13 protein-coding genes are annotated in these 12,757 nt (G+C 65.4%); 7 read left to right on the top strand and 6 right to left on the bottom strand.

The features are described 5' to 3' along the window. The first annotated feature begins 2 nt into the window (after positions 1-2). From odhB to ELY12_RS03465, 6 genes are all read left to right on the top strand, one after another. Complete coding sequence (gene odhB, locus ELY12_RS03490; protein WP_126175325.1) at positions 3-1,310, top strand: 2-oxoglutarate dehydrogenase complex dihydrolipoyllysine-residue succinyltransferase; 1,308 nt, start codon at positions 3-5, stop codon at positions 1,308-1,310. A 4-nt stretch (positions 1,311-1,314) separates the two neighbouring features. After that, positions 1,315-2,028, top strand: coding sequence for a class I SAM-dependent methyltransferase (locus ELY12_RS03485; RefSeq protein ID WP_126175324.1), 714 nt, complete (start codon positions 1,315-1,317; stop codon positions 2,026-2,028). Further along, positions 2,021-3,421, top strand: coding sequence for a dihydrolipoyl dehydrogenase (lpdA, locus tag ELY12_RS03480; protein ID WP_126175323.1), 1,401 nt, complete (start codon positions 2,021-2,023; stop codon positions 3,419-3,421). The genes ELY12_RS03485 and lpdA overlap by 8 nt, the downstream gene beginning before the upstream one ends. 215 nt (positions 3,422-3,636) lie before the next feature. Further along, a complete protein-coding gene (locus ELY12_RS03475) occupies positions 3,637-4,968 on the top strand; it encodes an amidase family protein (protein ID WP_126175322.1) in 1,332 nt (443 codons plus the stop codon). 2 nt (positions 4,969-4,970) lie between these two features. After that, on the top strand, positions 4,971-5,633 hold the full coding sequence (locus ELY12_RS03470; RefSeq protein ID WP_126175321.1) for a PepSY domain-containing protein: 663 nt from the start codon (positions 4,971-4,973) through the stop codon (positions 5,631-5,633). Next, on the top strand, positions 5,630-6,250 hold the full coding sequence (locus ELY12_RS03465; RefSeq protein ID WP_126175320.1) for a trimeric intracellular cation channel family protein: 621 nt from the start codon (positions 5,630-5,632) through the stop codon (positions 6,248-6,250). Before ELY12_RS03470 ends, ELY12_RS03465 begins: the two co-directional genes overlap by 4 nt. 3 nt (positions 6,251-6,253) lie before the next feature. Here ELY12_RS03465 and ELY12_RS14390 read toward each other — a convergent pair whose 3' ends face one another. From ELY12_RS14390 to rplQ, 4 genes are all read right to left on the bottom strand, one after another. Then, positions 6,254-6,952, bottom strand: a complete 699-nt coding sequence (locus ELY12_RS14390) for a hypothetical protein (protein ID WP_206435758.1) — start codon at positions 6,950-6,952, stop codon at positions 6,254-6,256. Between the two features lie 124 nt (positions 6,953-7,076). After that, a complete protein-coding gene (locus tag ELY12_RS03455) occupies positions 7,077-7,637 on the bottom strand; it encodes a hypothetical protein (protein ID WP_126175319.1) in 561 nt (186 codons plus the stop codon). Between the two features lie 128 nt (positions 7,638-7,765). Further along, positions 7,766-9,940 carry a prolyl oligopeptidase family serine peptidase gene (locus tag ELY12_RS03450; RefSeq protein WP_126175318.1) on the bottom strand — a complete coding sequence of 725 codons (2,175 nt, stop codon included), beginning with the start codon at positions 9,938-9,940 and terminating at the stop codon, positions 7,766-7,768. An 86-nt stretch (positions 9,941-10,026) separates the two neighbouring features. Continuing rightward, positions 10,027-10,452, bottom strand: coding sequence for a 50S ribosomal protein L17 (gene rplQ / locus ELY12_RS03445; protein ID WP_126175317.1), 426 nt, complete (start codon positions 10,450-10,452; stop codon positions 10,027-10,029). A gap of 228 nt (positions 10,453-10,680) precedes the next feature. Here rplQ and ELY12_RS03440 point away from each other — a divergent pair, with 228 nt between their 5' ends. Continuing rightward, on the top strand, positions 10,681-11,115 hold the full coding sequence (locus tag ELY12_RS03440; protein WP_206435757.1) for a hypothetical protein: 435 nt from the start codon (positions 10,681-10,683) through the stop codon (positions 11,113-11,115). A gap of 78 nt (positions 11,116-11,193) precedes the next feature. On the opposite strand, the gene ELY12_RS03435 is transcribed toward ELY12_RS03440, so the two are convergent. Together ELY12_RS03435 and rpsK are read right to left on the bottom strand one after the other, a co-directional pair. After that, positions 11,194-12,246 carry a DNA-directed RNA polymerase subunit alpha gene (locus ELY12_RS03435; protein ID WP_126175315.1) on the bottom strand — a complete coding sequence of 351 codons (1,053 nt, stop codon included), beginning with the start codon at positions 12,244-12,246 and terminating at the stop codon, positions 11,194-11,196. A gap of 104 nt (positions 12,247-12,350) precedes the next feature. Continuing rightward, a complete protein-coding gene (rpsK, locus tag ELY12_RS03430; protein ID WP_021689122.1) occupies positions 12,351-12,740 on the bottom strand; it encodes a 30S ribosomal protein S11 in 390 nt (129 codons plus the stop codon). Between the last annotated feature and the right edge of the window lie 17 nt (positions 12,741-12,757).

Genomic DNA, 12,757 nt, shown 5'->3' with positions numbered 1-12,757 from the left:
CGATGTCCAAGGAAGTCAAAGTCCCCACGCTAGGTGAATCGGTCACCGAAGCGACGATCGGCGAATGGCTCAAGCAGCCCGGCGACCCGGTGAAGGTCGACGAGCCGATTGCCAGCCTCGAAACCGACAAGGTCGCGGTCGAGGTGCCGAGCCCTGTCGCGGGCGTGATGGGCGCGCACTCGGTCGAGGTCGGCGCCACGGTCGAGGTCGGCGCGGTGATCGCGACGATCGAAGACGATGTCGCGCCGGGCGAGACGACACAAGTCGCCCCGCGCGAGGAAGCGCAGCCGGCCGAGCAGGCTGCTCCCGCTCCCGCGCCGACGGCTGCACCATCTCCCGCCGCTCCGCGCTCGGACGACAACACGCTGGAAGATGCCGCTCCGGCCCAAGCCAAGCTGCACGACCCTGAAGCGACCCAGACGCTGTCGCCCGCGGTGCGCCGTGCGGTGCTGGAGCATGGTGTCGACCCGACCCAGATCAAGGGCAGCGGCAAGGACGGCCGGCTGACCAAGGAAGACGTGCTGGCAGCCGCCAGTTCGAAGAAGCCGGACGCCGCCGCTCCCAGCCCCGCCCCGGCACCGGCTCAGGCAGCACCTGCCTCGAATGGCGAACGGCGTGAAGAACGGGTCAAGATGACCCGCATGCGGCAGACGATCGCCAAGCGGCTCAAGGGCGCGCAGGAAACCGCCGCGCTACTCACCACGTTCAACGACGTCGACATGACCGCGGTCATGGAAGCGCGCGAGAAGTTCAAGGACACCTTCGCCAAGAAGCACGACATCAAATTGGGCTTCATGAGCTTCTTCGCCAAGGCCGCGTGCCTGGCGCTGAAGGACATCCCCAGCGTCAATGCGCAGATCGACGGCGATGAGATCGTCTATTTCGACTATGTCGACATCTCGGTCGCGGTCAGCGCGCCCAACGGGCTGGTCGTGCCGGTCGTGCGCGATGCGGACAGCAAGTCGTTCGCCCAGATCGAGAAGGACATCGCCGACTTCGGCAAGCGCGCCAAGGACGGTACGCTGACGATGGACGACATGAAGGGCGGCACCTTCACCATCTCCAACGGCGGCGTGTTCGGTGGGCTCATGTCCACCCCGATCATCAACCCGCCGCAAAGCGCGGTGCTCGGCCTCCACCGGATCGAGGATCGTCCGGTCGTGCGCGACGGCGAGATCGTTATCCGCCCGATGATGTACATCGCTCTGTCTTACGACCATCGCCTGATCGACGGCCGCGAGGCGGTAACCGCGCTCAAGACGATCAAGGAGGCGATCGAGGATCCCATGCGGATGCTGATCGACCTGTGATCGCATGAGGCAGGGCCTGTCCGACCGGTTCCGCTCGCGCCGCGATGCGACGTTGCGCCAAGTGCTGACGCAATGCCCGCGGCAAGGCGAAACGCTGCGCATCCTCGATGTCGGCGGCCGGGTCGCGTACTGGGAGCGGTTCGGGCTCGATTACCTGCGTTCGATCGGGGCACGGGTCACGCTCCTCAACATGAGCGAGCTCGAGTTCGACCTCGGCCGCGATGGCGGCGAGCACGATGGGCTGTTCGAGATGGCGATCGGCAACGGGTGTGCGCTGGATTACGCGGACGGCCATTTCGACCTGTGTCACTCGAACTCGGTGATCGAACACGTCGGTCTGTGGCGTGACATGCAGGCCTTCGCGCATGAAACTCGGCGCGTCGCACGCAGCTATTTCGTGCAGACGCCGAACTACTGGTTTCCCGTCGATCCGCACTTCTGGCGCCTGCCGCTGTTCCATTGGCTTCCGCGCCCCGTGCGCGCGGGCCTGGTGCGCGCCTTGCCGCTGGCGGCCGGCGGCCGGGCGGAGGACCTGTCGAAAGCCTATGAAATGGTCGACAGCGCGCGCCTCCTGACGCGCGGCCAGATGCGTTTCCTGTTCCCCGATGGGCACCTGCAGGCCGAGCGCCTGATGATGTTGCCCAAGTCCTACATGGCGGTCGCCGCGAACGGCGCGCCCCACCCTGCGATTGAAGAAGCGAACCCGATCCATGCCTGATACCTACGACTACGATGTCCTCGTCATCGGCGCCGGCCCCGGTGGCTACGTCGCCGCAATCCGCGCTGCGCAACTGGGCCTCAAGACCGCATGCGCGGAGAGCCGCGAAACGCTGGGCGGAACCTGCCTGAACGTCGGTTGCATCCCTTCTAAAGCGATGCTGCACGCCAGCGAGTACTTCGATGCCGCCGCCAACGGCACGATGGCCAAGATGGGCATCGTGGTCGAGCCCAAGCTCGATCTCGAAACCATGCACGCTCAGCGACGCGAGGCGGTCACGCAGCTCACGGGCGGGATCGAGTTCCTGTTCAAGAAGAACAAGGTCGACTGGAAGAAGGGCCTCGCGACCTTCGTCAATCCGCATACCGTGACTGTCGGCGGCGAGACCGTGACCGCGAAGAACGTGATCATCGCTACCGGTTCTTCGGTCACCCCGCTCAAGGGCGTCGAGGTCGACAACGCCAAACAGGTGGTAGTCGACAGTACCGGCGCGCTCGAACTCGCCAGCGTGCCGAAGCGCATGGTCGTGATCGGCGGCGGCGTGATCGGGCTGGAGCTCGGCTCGGTCTGGCGGCGCCTCGGCGCCGAGGTGACGGTGGTCGAGTTCCTCGACCAGCTGCTCCCGGGGATGGACATGGACGTGCGCAAGGAAGCGGCGAAGATCTTCAAGAAGCAGGGCATGAAGCTCATGCTCTCGACCAAGGTCACCGGCTGCAACGTCAAGGGCAAGAGCGCGAGCCTGACGGTCGAGCCCGCCGCTGGCGGCGAGGCGCAGACGCTGGAAGCCGACTGCGTGCTGGTGTCGATCGGCCGGCGGCCGAATACCGATGGCCTCGGCCTCGACAAAATCGGACTCGAGCTGAACCAGCGCGGCCAGATCGAGACGGATCACGACTTCCGCACCAAGGTCGATGGCGTGTGGGCGATCGGCGACGTGATCCCCGGCCCGATGCTGGCGCACAAGGCCGAGGACGAAGGCATCGCCTGCGCGGAGAACATCGCCGGACAAACCGGCATCGTGAACCACGCGGTCATCCCGGGCGTCGTCTACACCTGGCCCGAGATCGCCGGCGTTGGCCTCACTGAAGAGCAGGCGAAGGAACAGGGCGAGGTCAAGATCGGCAAGTTCCCGATGCTCGCCAACAGCCGCGCCAAGACCAATCACGAGCCCGACGGCTTCGTGAAAGTGATCGCCGACGCCGCAACCGACCGCGTGCTCGGCGTGTGGTGCATTGCCAGCGTCGCCGGGACCATGATCGCGGAAGCCGCGCAGGCGATGGAGTTCGGCGCGACCAGCGAGGACATCGCCTACACTTGCCATGCGCACCCGACCCACTCGGAGGCGATCAAGGAAGCGGCGATGGCGGTCCAAGGCAAGCCGATCCATATTTGACGCTTGAGGGTGCCGTTTTCCGATGGAAACGGCTTTCCTACTTCGGCGTGCGGCGGCTAGATTTCGGTGATGCCGATCGCTGTCCGTTCCTCACATGCTTCCGGGATCAGGCCGCGCGTGGCACAGCGGTTTTCGTACTCAGGACTGTGTGACAAGTGTGACATGGCTCAGCTTTCGTCGGCGATTCCTGAACGAACGAATGGGAGGATGCGCGCATGACTCGCCTGAAACTGACCGATGAACCTGGTGCGATTGAGACCGCCGCGCAGATCCGTTCGGGTGCGCTGTCCCCGATCGAAGCTGTCGATGCTGCGATCGCGCGGATCGAGGCGCTCGACGGGCCGCTGAACGCCGTCGTCGTGCGCGACTTCGACCGCGCGCGCGAGGCGGCCAGGGCGATGGATGGTGCGAACCACGAGGACCGGCCGCTGTTCGGTGTGCCGATGACGGTCAAGGAAAGCTTCAACGTCGCCGGGCTGCCGACCACCTTCGGGCACCTGCAGTTCAAGGACTACGTCGTGAACAGCGACGCCCGCGTGGTCGAACTGCTCAAGGATGCCGGCGCGATCATCCTCGGCAAGACCAACGTCCCGCCCGATCTCGCCGACCTGCAAAGCAACAATCCGGTTTACGGACGGACCAATAACCCGTTCGATAATTCGCGCGTCTCGGGCGGATCGTCGGGCGGGTCGGCGGTCGCGGTGGCGAGCGGGATGGTGCCGGCCGAATACGGCAGCGACATCGGCAGCTCGATCCGCAACCCGGCGCATTTCAACGGCATCTATGGGCACAAGACCACCTTCGGCCTCGTCAGCCGACGTGGTCATGCGCATCCGATGGCGGGTGGGCGCGAGGTTCACGACGGGCCGCTGTCGGTCGTGGGGCCGCTGGCGCGCTCGGCTGAGGACCTCGCGCTGCTGCTTGAAGTGACCGCGGACAAGCCGATGCTCCGGCGCGAGAAGCCGCTTCGAGAGATGCGCTTTCTCGCGATCCTCGACCACCCGGCGAGCGAGATCGACGCCAGTGTGCGCGGTCCGATCGAAGGAGCGATCGGTGCAATCGAAAGCGCTGGCGCCAAGGTCGCGCGAAGTAGCAACCTGCTCCCTGACCTCGCCGAGCAACACGCGAACTACATGCGCCTGCTCAACGCGGCGATGGCACGCGGGCGGCCGGGACCGGACGGACAGTCGATCAGCCTCGCCGATTACTACCTGCTGCTCGATACCCAGGCCCGCAATCGCTACGCCTGGGCCGATCTGTTCGAAGAGTTCGACTTCGTTCTCGCGCCGCCGCTGCCCTTCGTCGCGTACCAGCACGACGATACGCCCATTCGCGACCGGCGGATCACTATCAACGGCAAGGACAGCGCCTTTGCCGATGCGCTAGCCTGGGCGGGCCTGGCTACCTTCCCCAACTTGCCCTCGACAGTCGTCCCGGTCGGCGAGAGCGGCGGGTTGCCGTGCGGAATGCAGGTCATGGGCCGCGAGTGGAGCGATCTTGACTGCATCGCCGCCGCGGGCGTGATCGGAGAGCTGGTGAGCGCCTGATCATGGCGACGCCTCGCTGGATGGCGCGGTTCGCGCGCTGGCACATCTGGCTCGGCTGGCTGGTCGCGGTGCCGCTGTTACTGTGGACACTCAGCGGGGTGGCGATGGTCGCGCGCCCGATCGAGGAAGTGCGCGGCGAGCACTTGCGGATAGCAGACAAACCGCAGCCGCTACCGGGCGATCCGCAAGTCACTCAGGTGCGCACCTTCGTCCAGCGGGGCCGCACCGTATCGGTGGTTACGAGCGTTGATGGCACGATGAGCCGCTATGCGGAGAGTGGCGCGCCCTTGCCCGCAGTCGACGCGGTGGAGGCGCGCGCTATCGTTGCAGGCGCAATCCGAGGCGGCGACCACGTCGCCTCCGTGCGCGCCTTTTCCGCCAAGGCTCCGCCGCTCGACCTGCGCAAGCCGGTACCAAGCTGGCAGGTCGCGCTGGCCGATGGCACTCATGTGTACGTCAACCGGGACAGCGGCGAGATCGAGGCGGTGCGGACGCGCTGGTGGCGGATTTACGACTTCATGTGGGGCTTGCACATCATGGACCTGCAGACGCGGGAGGACAGCCACAATCCGTTTGTGATCGTGTTCGGGTCGCTGGCCTTGCTCGGAGCGCTGCTCGGCACCGCCCTGCTGTTTCGCCGCCGCAAGGTTCGGGCAAGCGCGTGACGCCTGCCGTCCTCCCACCCGCCCTCGACCTCGCCGGTGTCGCGGTGTTCGCGCTGACCGGAGCGTTGCTCGCGGCGCGGCTTCAGCAGACCTTCGTCACGATGGCGTTCTTCGCGCTGATCACCGGGGTCGGTGGGGGGAGCTTGCGCGACATGCTGCTGGGCGCGCCGGCGTTCTGGCTGCACGATCCATGGGTCGCGCCAGTCATCTTCGCGACCGCGCTAATCGCCTGGTTCACGCCCCGGCGCTGGTGGGAAAACGAGTTGCTCGAATGGGCCGATGCGCTTGGTCTGGCTGCTTTCGCCGTGCTCGGAACCGCCAAGGCGCTGGCGTACGGCGTTGCCCCCGTACCAGCCGCCGTCCTGGGGGTGGTGACCGGATGCGTCGGCGGCGTCGCGCGCGACATCGTGGCCGGCGTGCCTTCGATAATCATGCGGCCAGAGTTGTACGTCACCGCCGCCGCCCTCGCCGCGATGCTCACGGTAGCCGGCGCCGTTATCGGCCTGCCCGACGCTGCCACGTGGGCGATCGCGTGGACGGCAGGCTTCAGTCTGCGCGCCGCAGCGATCCGCTTTCGGCTCGCCCTCCCCGCTTATCGCGAGGGAAGCGAGCCTTAGGCGTCAGCCCTCGGTGTCCGGGGCCTGCGCAGTGTCGTAGCGCCCATCGTCGGCTTCACCCGGAAGCGGGCCACCCGGATAGGCCGGCGCTGCTGCGCCATCCTGCGCCTGGCGCGCGGCGGCGTAGCGCTCATCGCCCCACTGCCGGTCCTCGACCGCGCCAATCCGGCCGGTGTCGACGCCCTCGATCCGCCCATCATTGCCGATCGAGCAGTTGAACGGCGATCCACCCTGCATCCGTCCGGCGACGCGCCAGCCGGAGCCGGTACGCTCGACCGTGTCGACGGTGTCGATCGCGCCGTTGCGCTCCACTTCGCGCGCGCACATGTCGACCGCGCGGTCGATCCCGGCGCCGTCGCCGTAGCGCGAGTCGGTGGGCGCGCGGTAGTCGTAGGGACGATCGGGATAGGGGTAGCCCTCGGTCCGCGCCCGGTCCCGCTTGCTCTGCTTGCTGACGGCGCTGGCCAAGGCGGCAAGGACACCGACCACGGCAACGCCGGCGACCACGTCGCCCGCATCGACCCGGTCGCGGTGGCGCCAGCGGCGATGACCGGAGGCGTTGACGCTGTCAGCCTCAAAGACGCCGGGCGTGGCAATCGCGGAGTGCGCGTACAAGCGCGGCAGCTCGGCAGCGGCGAGCGGCGCGGCGAGCATCGAAGCGGTGGCGGCCAGGGCCGCGGCGGAAGCGAAACGGAAGAACATGACCTGCAATCCCTCAACACAGATCACGCGGCGTGATGCCGCATAATGCTGGAAACGACTAGGCGGCCCAGGCTTGCATAAGCCTGAACCGCCCTGTGTATCAGCCGATGGCCGTTGTCAGGCCTTACCAGCCGCGACCGTAGTTGCCGCGCAGGCCGCTGTAGTCGAGGTCCACGACCCGCCCGTACTGGACGTCGCAAGAGAACCTGCCCTGGTCGTAGTTGCGGCCGCTGTAGCGGTAGTTGTAGTCACGGCCCCAGCCGCCGCCACGCTCGTTCACCACCACGGTGCCCTTGATCCGGTAGCCGTCGCGCTTGCGATCGATGCTGCGGATGTCGGTCACCCGGGCGCCGTAGGCACCACGCTGAGCGGCGGAAACGCACTGCTCGACCGCCTGGCGCGAGTTGCCGTAGCGGTTGTAGTTGTAACCGTAATTGCCGTAGCGGCTGTCATAACGGCCGTTGTAGTCGCCGTAGTATGGCCCGCCGTAGGTGCCGTTGTAGCCGCGATCCTTGCCGATCGAGCTCGCAACCGCGGCAATGCCGCCGATGACCAGCGCGCCGGCAATAATGTCGCCGGCGTCGATGCCGTCGTCATGACGGTCGCGCGCAGCAGCAGGGCTGGCAGCCAGAGCCATCGCGCCAGCCGCGACGGTTCCGATCAGCGCCTTGGAAATGGTCTTCATGGCTCACCTCACAAAATCCGGCGAGAGGAATTCCCCGCCTTGTGCAAACCTTCTAGGTGATTCGCGGTGAGATGAGCCTGAATTAGCGTGACAGCATCCGTTCAGCAAAATCCCGGTGAAACTGAACGCTACGGCGTGTCCATGATCAAGGGTGCGTCGCCCGGAGTGGGCGGGACTTTGAGGCCAGTCCACTGGCCGAGGAACGCCAGCACGTCCGCCCCTTCCTCGATCGCCTTGTCGGTTGGCTTGCCGCTGCCGTGGCCCGCGCGGGTTTCGATCCGGATCAGGTGCGGCTTGTCGCCGACGTCAGCAGCCTGGAGTGCCGCCGCGTACTTGAAGCTATGTCCGGGCACCACGCGGTCGTCGGTGTCGGCCGTAGTGACCAGTATCGCGGGATACTCAACGCCCGAGCGGATGTTGTGATACGGTGAATAGGCATGCAGCACTTTAAAGTCGGCCTCCACGCTCGGCTTGCCGTAGTCATCGACCCAATAACGACCCGCGGTCCAGCGGTCGAAGCGTAGCATGTCCATTACACCGACCGCGGCATGCGCTGCGTCGATCAGGTCGGGACGCTGGTTCGTGACAGCGCCCACCAGCAAGCCACCATTGGACCCGCCTTCGATTGCCAGACCGTTGGAGGTAGTGACACCGTTCGCCTTCAGCCAATCGCCGGCCGCCGCGAAATCATCGAATACGTTCTGCTTCTTTGCGAGCCGACCGGCATCGTGCCATTCCTTGCCATATTCGCCGCCGCCGCGAATATTGGCGAGGGCGAACACGCCGCCCGCCTCCATCCACGCCATGCGAGTGGAAGAGAAACTGGGCGTGAGCGACACGTCAAAGCCGCCGTAGCCATACAGAAGCGTGGGCGCGGGACCGGTTACATCCTTGCGCTTGGCGATGAACATCGGAATCTTGGTTCCGTCCTTCGACGGATAGAACACCTGTTCGACCACGTAGCGGTCGGGATCGAACGTCAGCTTCGGGGTAACGAATGGACTGCTTTCGCCGGTAGTGAGGTCGAGGCGGTAAATTGTGCTCGGCCGGTTGAAGCTGGAAAATGCGTAGAACGTCTCTGGATCGCCCGGCCGGCCGCCGAAGCCGCTCGCGCTGCCGATGCCGTTGAGCTCGATCGCCTTGCCCGGCTTGCCATCGAGCGAATAGATCACCGCCCGGCTCGCGGCGTCCTTCAGATAGCTGACGATCAGCCGGTCGCCGACGATCGATGCGCCGTCGATCGGCTCGGCCTTTTCGGGCACCACCGTGGTCCACATCGGGTTGTCGACCGAAAGATCGACCTTAACGATCCTGTAGCGCGGCGCGTCGGCATTGGTCAGGAAGTAGGCGGTCGTGCCGATCGTTTCGATCGGGTTCCACGCATTGTCGAAACCATCGATAAGCGGCTTTGACGCCCACCCCAGCTTGTCTCGCTGGGAGAGGTCAATCACCTGCACTTCATTGCGGTTGTCAGTCCCGATCGTGCTCGTGACAAAAGCCCAGCGGCCATCGTCGGACACGCTGACGCCGTGCCCATAGTCACGATGGTCGGGCGTCGAAAAAACCTGCTGGTCCTCGGACTGCGGAGTGCCGAGCTTGTGATAATAGACGGCCTGATTGTAGTTCAGGGCCTGAAAGTCCTTGCCCTGTTCCGGTTCCGGAAAGCGCGAGTAGAGGAATCCTCCCTCGCCCACCCATGCCAGGCCGGTGAACTTCGCCCAGCGGATTTCGTCACTGGTCTGCTGACCGCTGTCGACGTCGAGTACGCGCAGGATGCGCCAGTCCGTCCCGCCGTCTTGCACGCTGTAGAGCAAGTGCCTGCCCTGCGGCGAAGGCGCCCAGTCGCTGAGTGCGGTCGCGCCGTCCTTGGCCCAGCCGTTCGGATCGAGCAGCAGACGGCGCTCGCCGTCCAGCCCGTCCTGCACATAGAGCGGGCTCTGGTTCTGGAGGCCCGAGTTGCCGGTGTAGAAGTATCGCGCGCCGCGCTTCACCGGTAGGCCGAAGCGCTGGTAGTCCATCAACTCGCCGATGCGCCGCTTGAACCACGCTCGTCCGGTCAGGGTGCCGAGATACCGCTCGGTGACAGCATTCTCTTCGGCGACCCATTCCGCGACCTTGGGATCGGTGCGGACATCGTTTTCCAGCCAGCGATAAGGGTCGGCGATCTGCTCCCCAAAAAGGGTATCGACCACCTGGTCGGTGCGGGTTGCGGGATATTCGATCTTGGTCATGTCATCGGCCAAGATGGGTGTGGACAGGGGGGCGACAAGCAGGCCAGCGGCCGCGAGAAGAACGTGTTTCATGCCAATGGGATGTGCGTGATCGGCGGACAAAAGAAAAGGGCCGGAAGGCATCAGCCCCCGGCCCTGTTCTTTTCGCGGTAACGCGCTCAGGCGGCTTCGAGCTCGTCCTCGTCGGCGTTCATCACCGGGCCCGAATCCTGGCCCTTGGCGGCGACATCGCGGTCGACCAGCTCGATGATCGCCATCGGGGCGGCGTCGCTGGCGCGGATGCCGGCCTTGATCACGCGGGTGTAGCCGCCGTCACGGCCGGCGTAACGCTCGGCGAGAACCTCGAACAGCTTCTTGAGCTGGGCCTCGTCGCCGATGCGGCTCATCGCCAGGCGGCGGTTCGACAGGCCGCCACGCTTCGCCAGCGTGATCAGCTTCTCGACATAGGGACGCAGTTCCTTCGCCTTGGGCGTGGTGGTGAGGATCTGCTCGTGCTTCACCAGCGAGGCGGCGAGGTTGCGCAGCAGCGCGGCGCGGTGCCCGCTCTTGCGCTGCAGCTTGCGGCCGGAATGACCGTGGCGCATATTCAGTTCTCCGTTCGTCCGGCAGCCGTCTGAGGTACTGCCGGTCAGGCGGTGCAATTGGCCACCGCCCACAACCAGTCACTTTCGTCAGTGAGCGCGGCCCCAAAGCCTATGGGCGCCAGATTGTCAAGGCTTGCCCGATGGACAGGCTTTCGCGCCTCTGCAATACAAGTGCGAGAGAGGGGATTTTCCATGCGTTATGCGATGCTTGCCGCGCTTTTAAGCGGCGTGGCCGTCAGTCCGGTTTCCGCCCAGTCTACCTCGCCCGATGCGGACGCGGTTGCCGCCGCGTGCGGGGGTGAAGTGCAACACGACGAGTTCGCCAAGCTGCCGAAGTCGGTCCAGTTCGAGAAGCTGAGCTGCTTCACGCGGGAGGCCGCCGTGCGCTTCAATCGCTCGTTACCGAATAAGGTCGATGAAGCGACGACGCTCGAGCGAGTCAACGCCAACGGCGTTACGCTGAGCTATGTCTACAAGGTCAATATCGCAGCCTCCGAACTGCGTCCGGGGGCGCTCGAGGCGTTCAAGCCGAGCGTAATCGAGAAGGTATGCACGGCGGCTGACATGCGCAGCATCATCTCGGTCGGCGGCCGCTACGAATACCTGTGGTTCGACAAGAACGGAGATGCGATCGGCTCGTTGATGGTCGATCACTGCGCCTGATTCAGAGTCGGCAGCGCCAACAAGAAAGGGCCGCCCAATCGGGCGGCCCTTTGCTTTTAAACATCAGAAAGCGGCTTATTAGCCGAGCAGTTCCTGCTCGAGCTTCTTCGCCATTTCCTCAATGTTCTCCGGCGGCCAGCCGGGGATGTCCATGCCGAGGCGCAGGCCCATCGAGCTCAGGACTTCCTTGATCTCGTTGAGGCTCTTGCGGCCGAAGTTCGGCGTGCGGAGCATCTCGGCCTCGGTCTTCTGGACCAGGTCGCCGATGTAGATGATGTTGTCGTTCTTGAGGCAGTTGGCCGAACGCACCGACAGCTCCAGCTCGTCGACCTTCTTGAGAAGGTAACGGTTGAGCTGGTTGGCGTCGCTCTCTTCGGGCTGCGCGGCGAGGCCGATCATCGGGCTCGACGACTGCGGGATGCCGTCCTCGAAGTGGACGAACAGCGCCAGCTGGTCCTGCAGGATGCGCGCGGCATAGGCCACCGCATCTTCCGGAGTGACGGTGCCGTCGGTCTCGACGGTGAGGCTCAGCTTGTCGAAGTCGAGCTCCTGCCCGACGCGGGCGTTCTCGACCTTGTAGCTGACCTGGCGGACCGGCGAGTACAGGCTGTCGATCGGGATCAGGCCGATCGGCGCATCGACCGGGCGGTTGCCCACGGCGGGGACATAGCCCTTACCGGTGTCGGCGGTCAGCTCCATGTTGAGGTTCGCGCCCTCGTCGAGGTGGCAGATGACGAGGTTCTTGTTCATCACCTCGATGTCGCCCGACACGGCGATGTCGCCGGCGGTGACTTCGCCCGGGCCGGTGGCCGAAAGCTGCAGCCGCTTGGGGCCTTCGCCTTCCATCTTGAGCGCGATCTGCTTCACATTGAGGACGATGTCGGTCACGTCCTCGCGCACGCCGGCGAGCGACGAAAACTCGTGCAGCACGTTCTCGATCTTGATCGAGGTGATCGCCGCGCCCTGGAGGCTCGAGAGAAGCACGCGGCGCAGCGCGTTGCCGAGAGTGAGGCCGAACCCGCGCTCGAGCGGCTCGGCGACGAACGTCGCGCGGCGGCCCTTGGCGGCGTCCTTCACTTCGAGGCTGTTGGGCTTCTTGAGTTCCTGCCAGTTCTTGGTGTTGACGGCCATGGATATCCCCTGGGGTTCAAATGCGTATGGGATCGGCGCTGGCGGAGCGTCCGATCCCTGGAAAAACGGCGGCGGGGAGCGACCCTGCCGCCGGGCAGGTACGATCAGACGCGGCGGCGCTTCGACGGCCGGACGCCGTTGTGCGGGATCGGCGTGACGTCACGGATCGAGGTGATCGTGAAGCCGACCGCCTGGAGCGCACGCAGCGCGCTCTCGCGGCCCGAGCCGGGGCCCTTCACTTCGACTTCCAGCGTGCGGACGCCGTGTTCGGCGGCCTTCTTGCCGGCATCGTCGGCAGCGACCTGGGCGGCATAGGGGGTCGACTTGCGGCTGCCCTTGAAGCCCATCATGCCGGCCGAAGACCAGCTGATCGCGTTGCCTTGTGCGTCGGTGATGGTGATCATCGTGTTGTTGAAGCTGGCGTTCACGTGAGCGACGCCGCTGGTGATGTTCTTGCGCTCCCGCCTGCGGATGCGCTGTGGTTCACGAGCCATGTGGGTATTCCTGTCCT

The organism is Tsuneonella rigui (assembly GCF_003958625.1).
Classification (GTDB): Bacteria; Pseudomonadota; Alphaproteobacteria; order Sphingomonadales; family Sphingomonadaceae; genus Tsuneonella; species Tsuneonella rigui.
This window is presented reverse-complemented; position numbering and strand designations above follow the sequence as displayed.

Coding starts and splice junctions, on each gene's coding strand:
- ELY12_RS03450 (WP_126175318.1), bottom strand. CDS start 9,940: ATGAAACACGTTCTTCTCGCGGCCGCTGGCCTGCTTGTCGCCCCCCTG.
- lpdA (WP_126175323.1), top strand. CDS start 2,021: ATGCCTGATACCTACGACTACGATGTCCTCGTCATCGGCGCCGGCCCC.
- odhB (WP_126175325.1), top strand. CDS start 3: ATGTCCAAGGAAGTCAAAGTCCCCACGCTAGGTGAATCGGTCACCGAA.
- ELY12_RS03455 (WP_126175319.1), bottom strand. CDS start 7,637: ATGAAGACCATTTCCAAGGCGCTGATCGGAACCGTCGCGGCTGGCGCG.
- ELY12_RS03475 (WP_126175322.1), top strand. CDS start 3,637: ATGACTCGCCTGAAACTGACCGATGAACCTGGTGCGATTGAGACCGCC.
- rpsK (WP_021689122.1), bottom strand. CDS start 12,740: ATGGCTCGTGAACCACAGCGCATCCGCAGGCGGGAGCGCAAGAACATC.
- ELY12_RS03435 (WP_126175315.1), bottom strand. CDS start 12,246: ATGGCCGTCAACACCAAGAACTGGCAGGAACTCAAGAAGCCCAACAGC.
- ELY12_RS14390 (WP_206435758.1), bottom strand. CDS start 6,952: ATGTTCTTCCGTTTCGCTTCCGCCGCGGCCCTGGCCGCCACCGCTTCG.
- ELY12_RS03485 (WP_126175324.1), top strand. CDS start 1,315: ATGAGGCAGGGCCTGTCCGACCGGTTCCGCTCGCGCCGCGATGCGACG.
- ELY12_RS03470 (WP_126175321.1), top strand. CDS start 4,971: ATGGCGACGCCTCGCTGGATGGCGCGGTTCGCGCGCTGGCACATCTGG.
- rplQ (WP_126175317.1), bottom strand. CDS start 10,452: ATGCGCCACGGTCATTCCGGCCGCAAGCTGCAGCGCAAGAGCGGGCAC.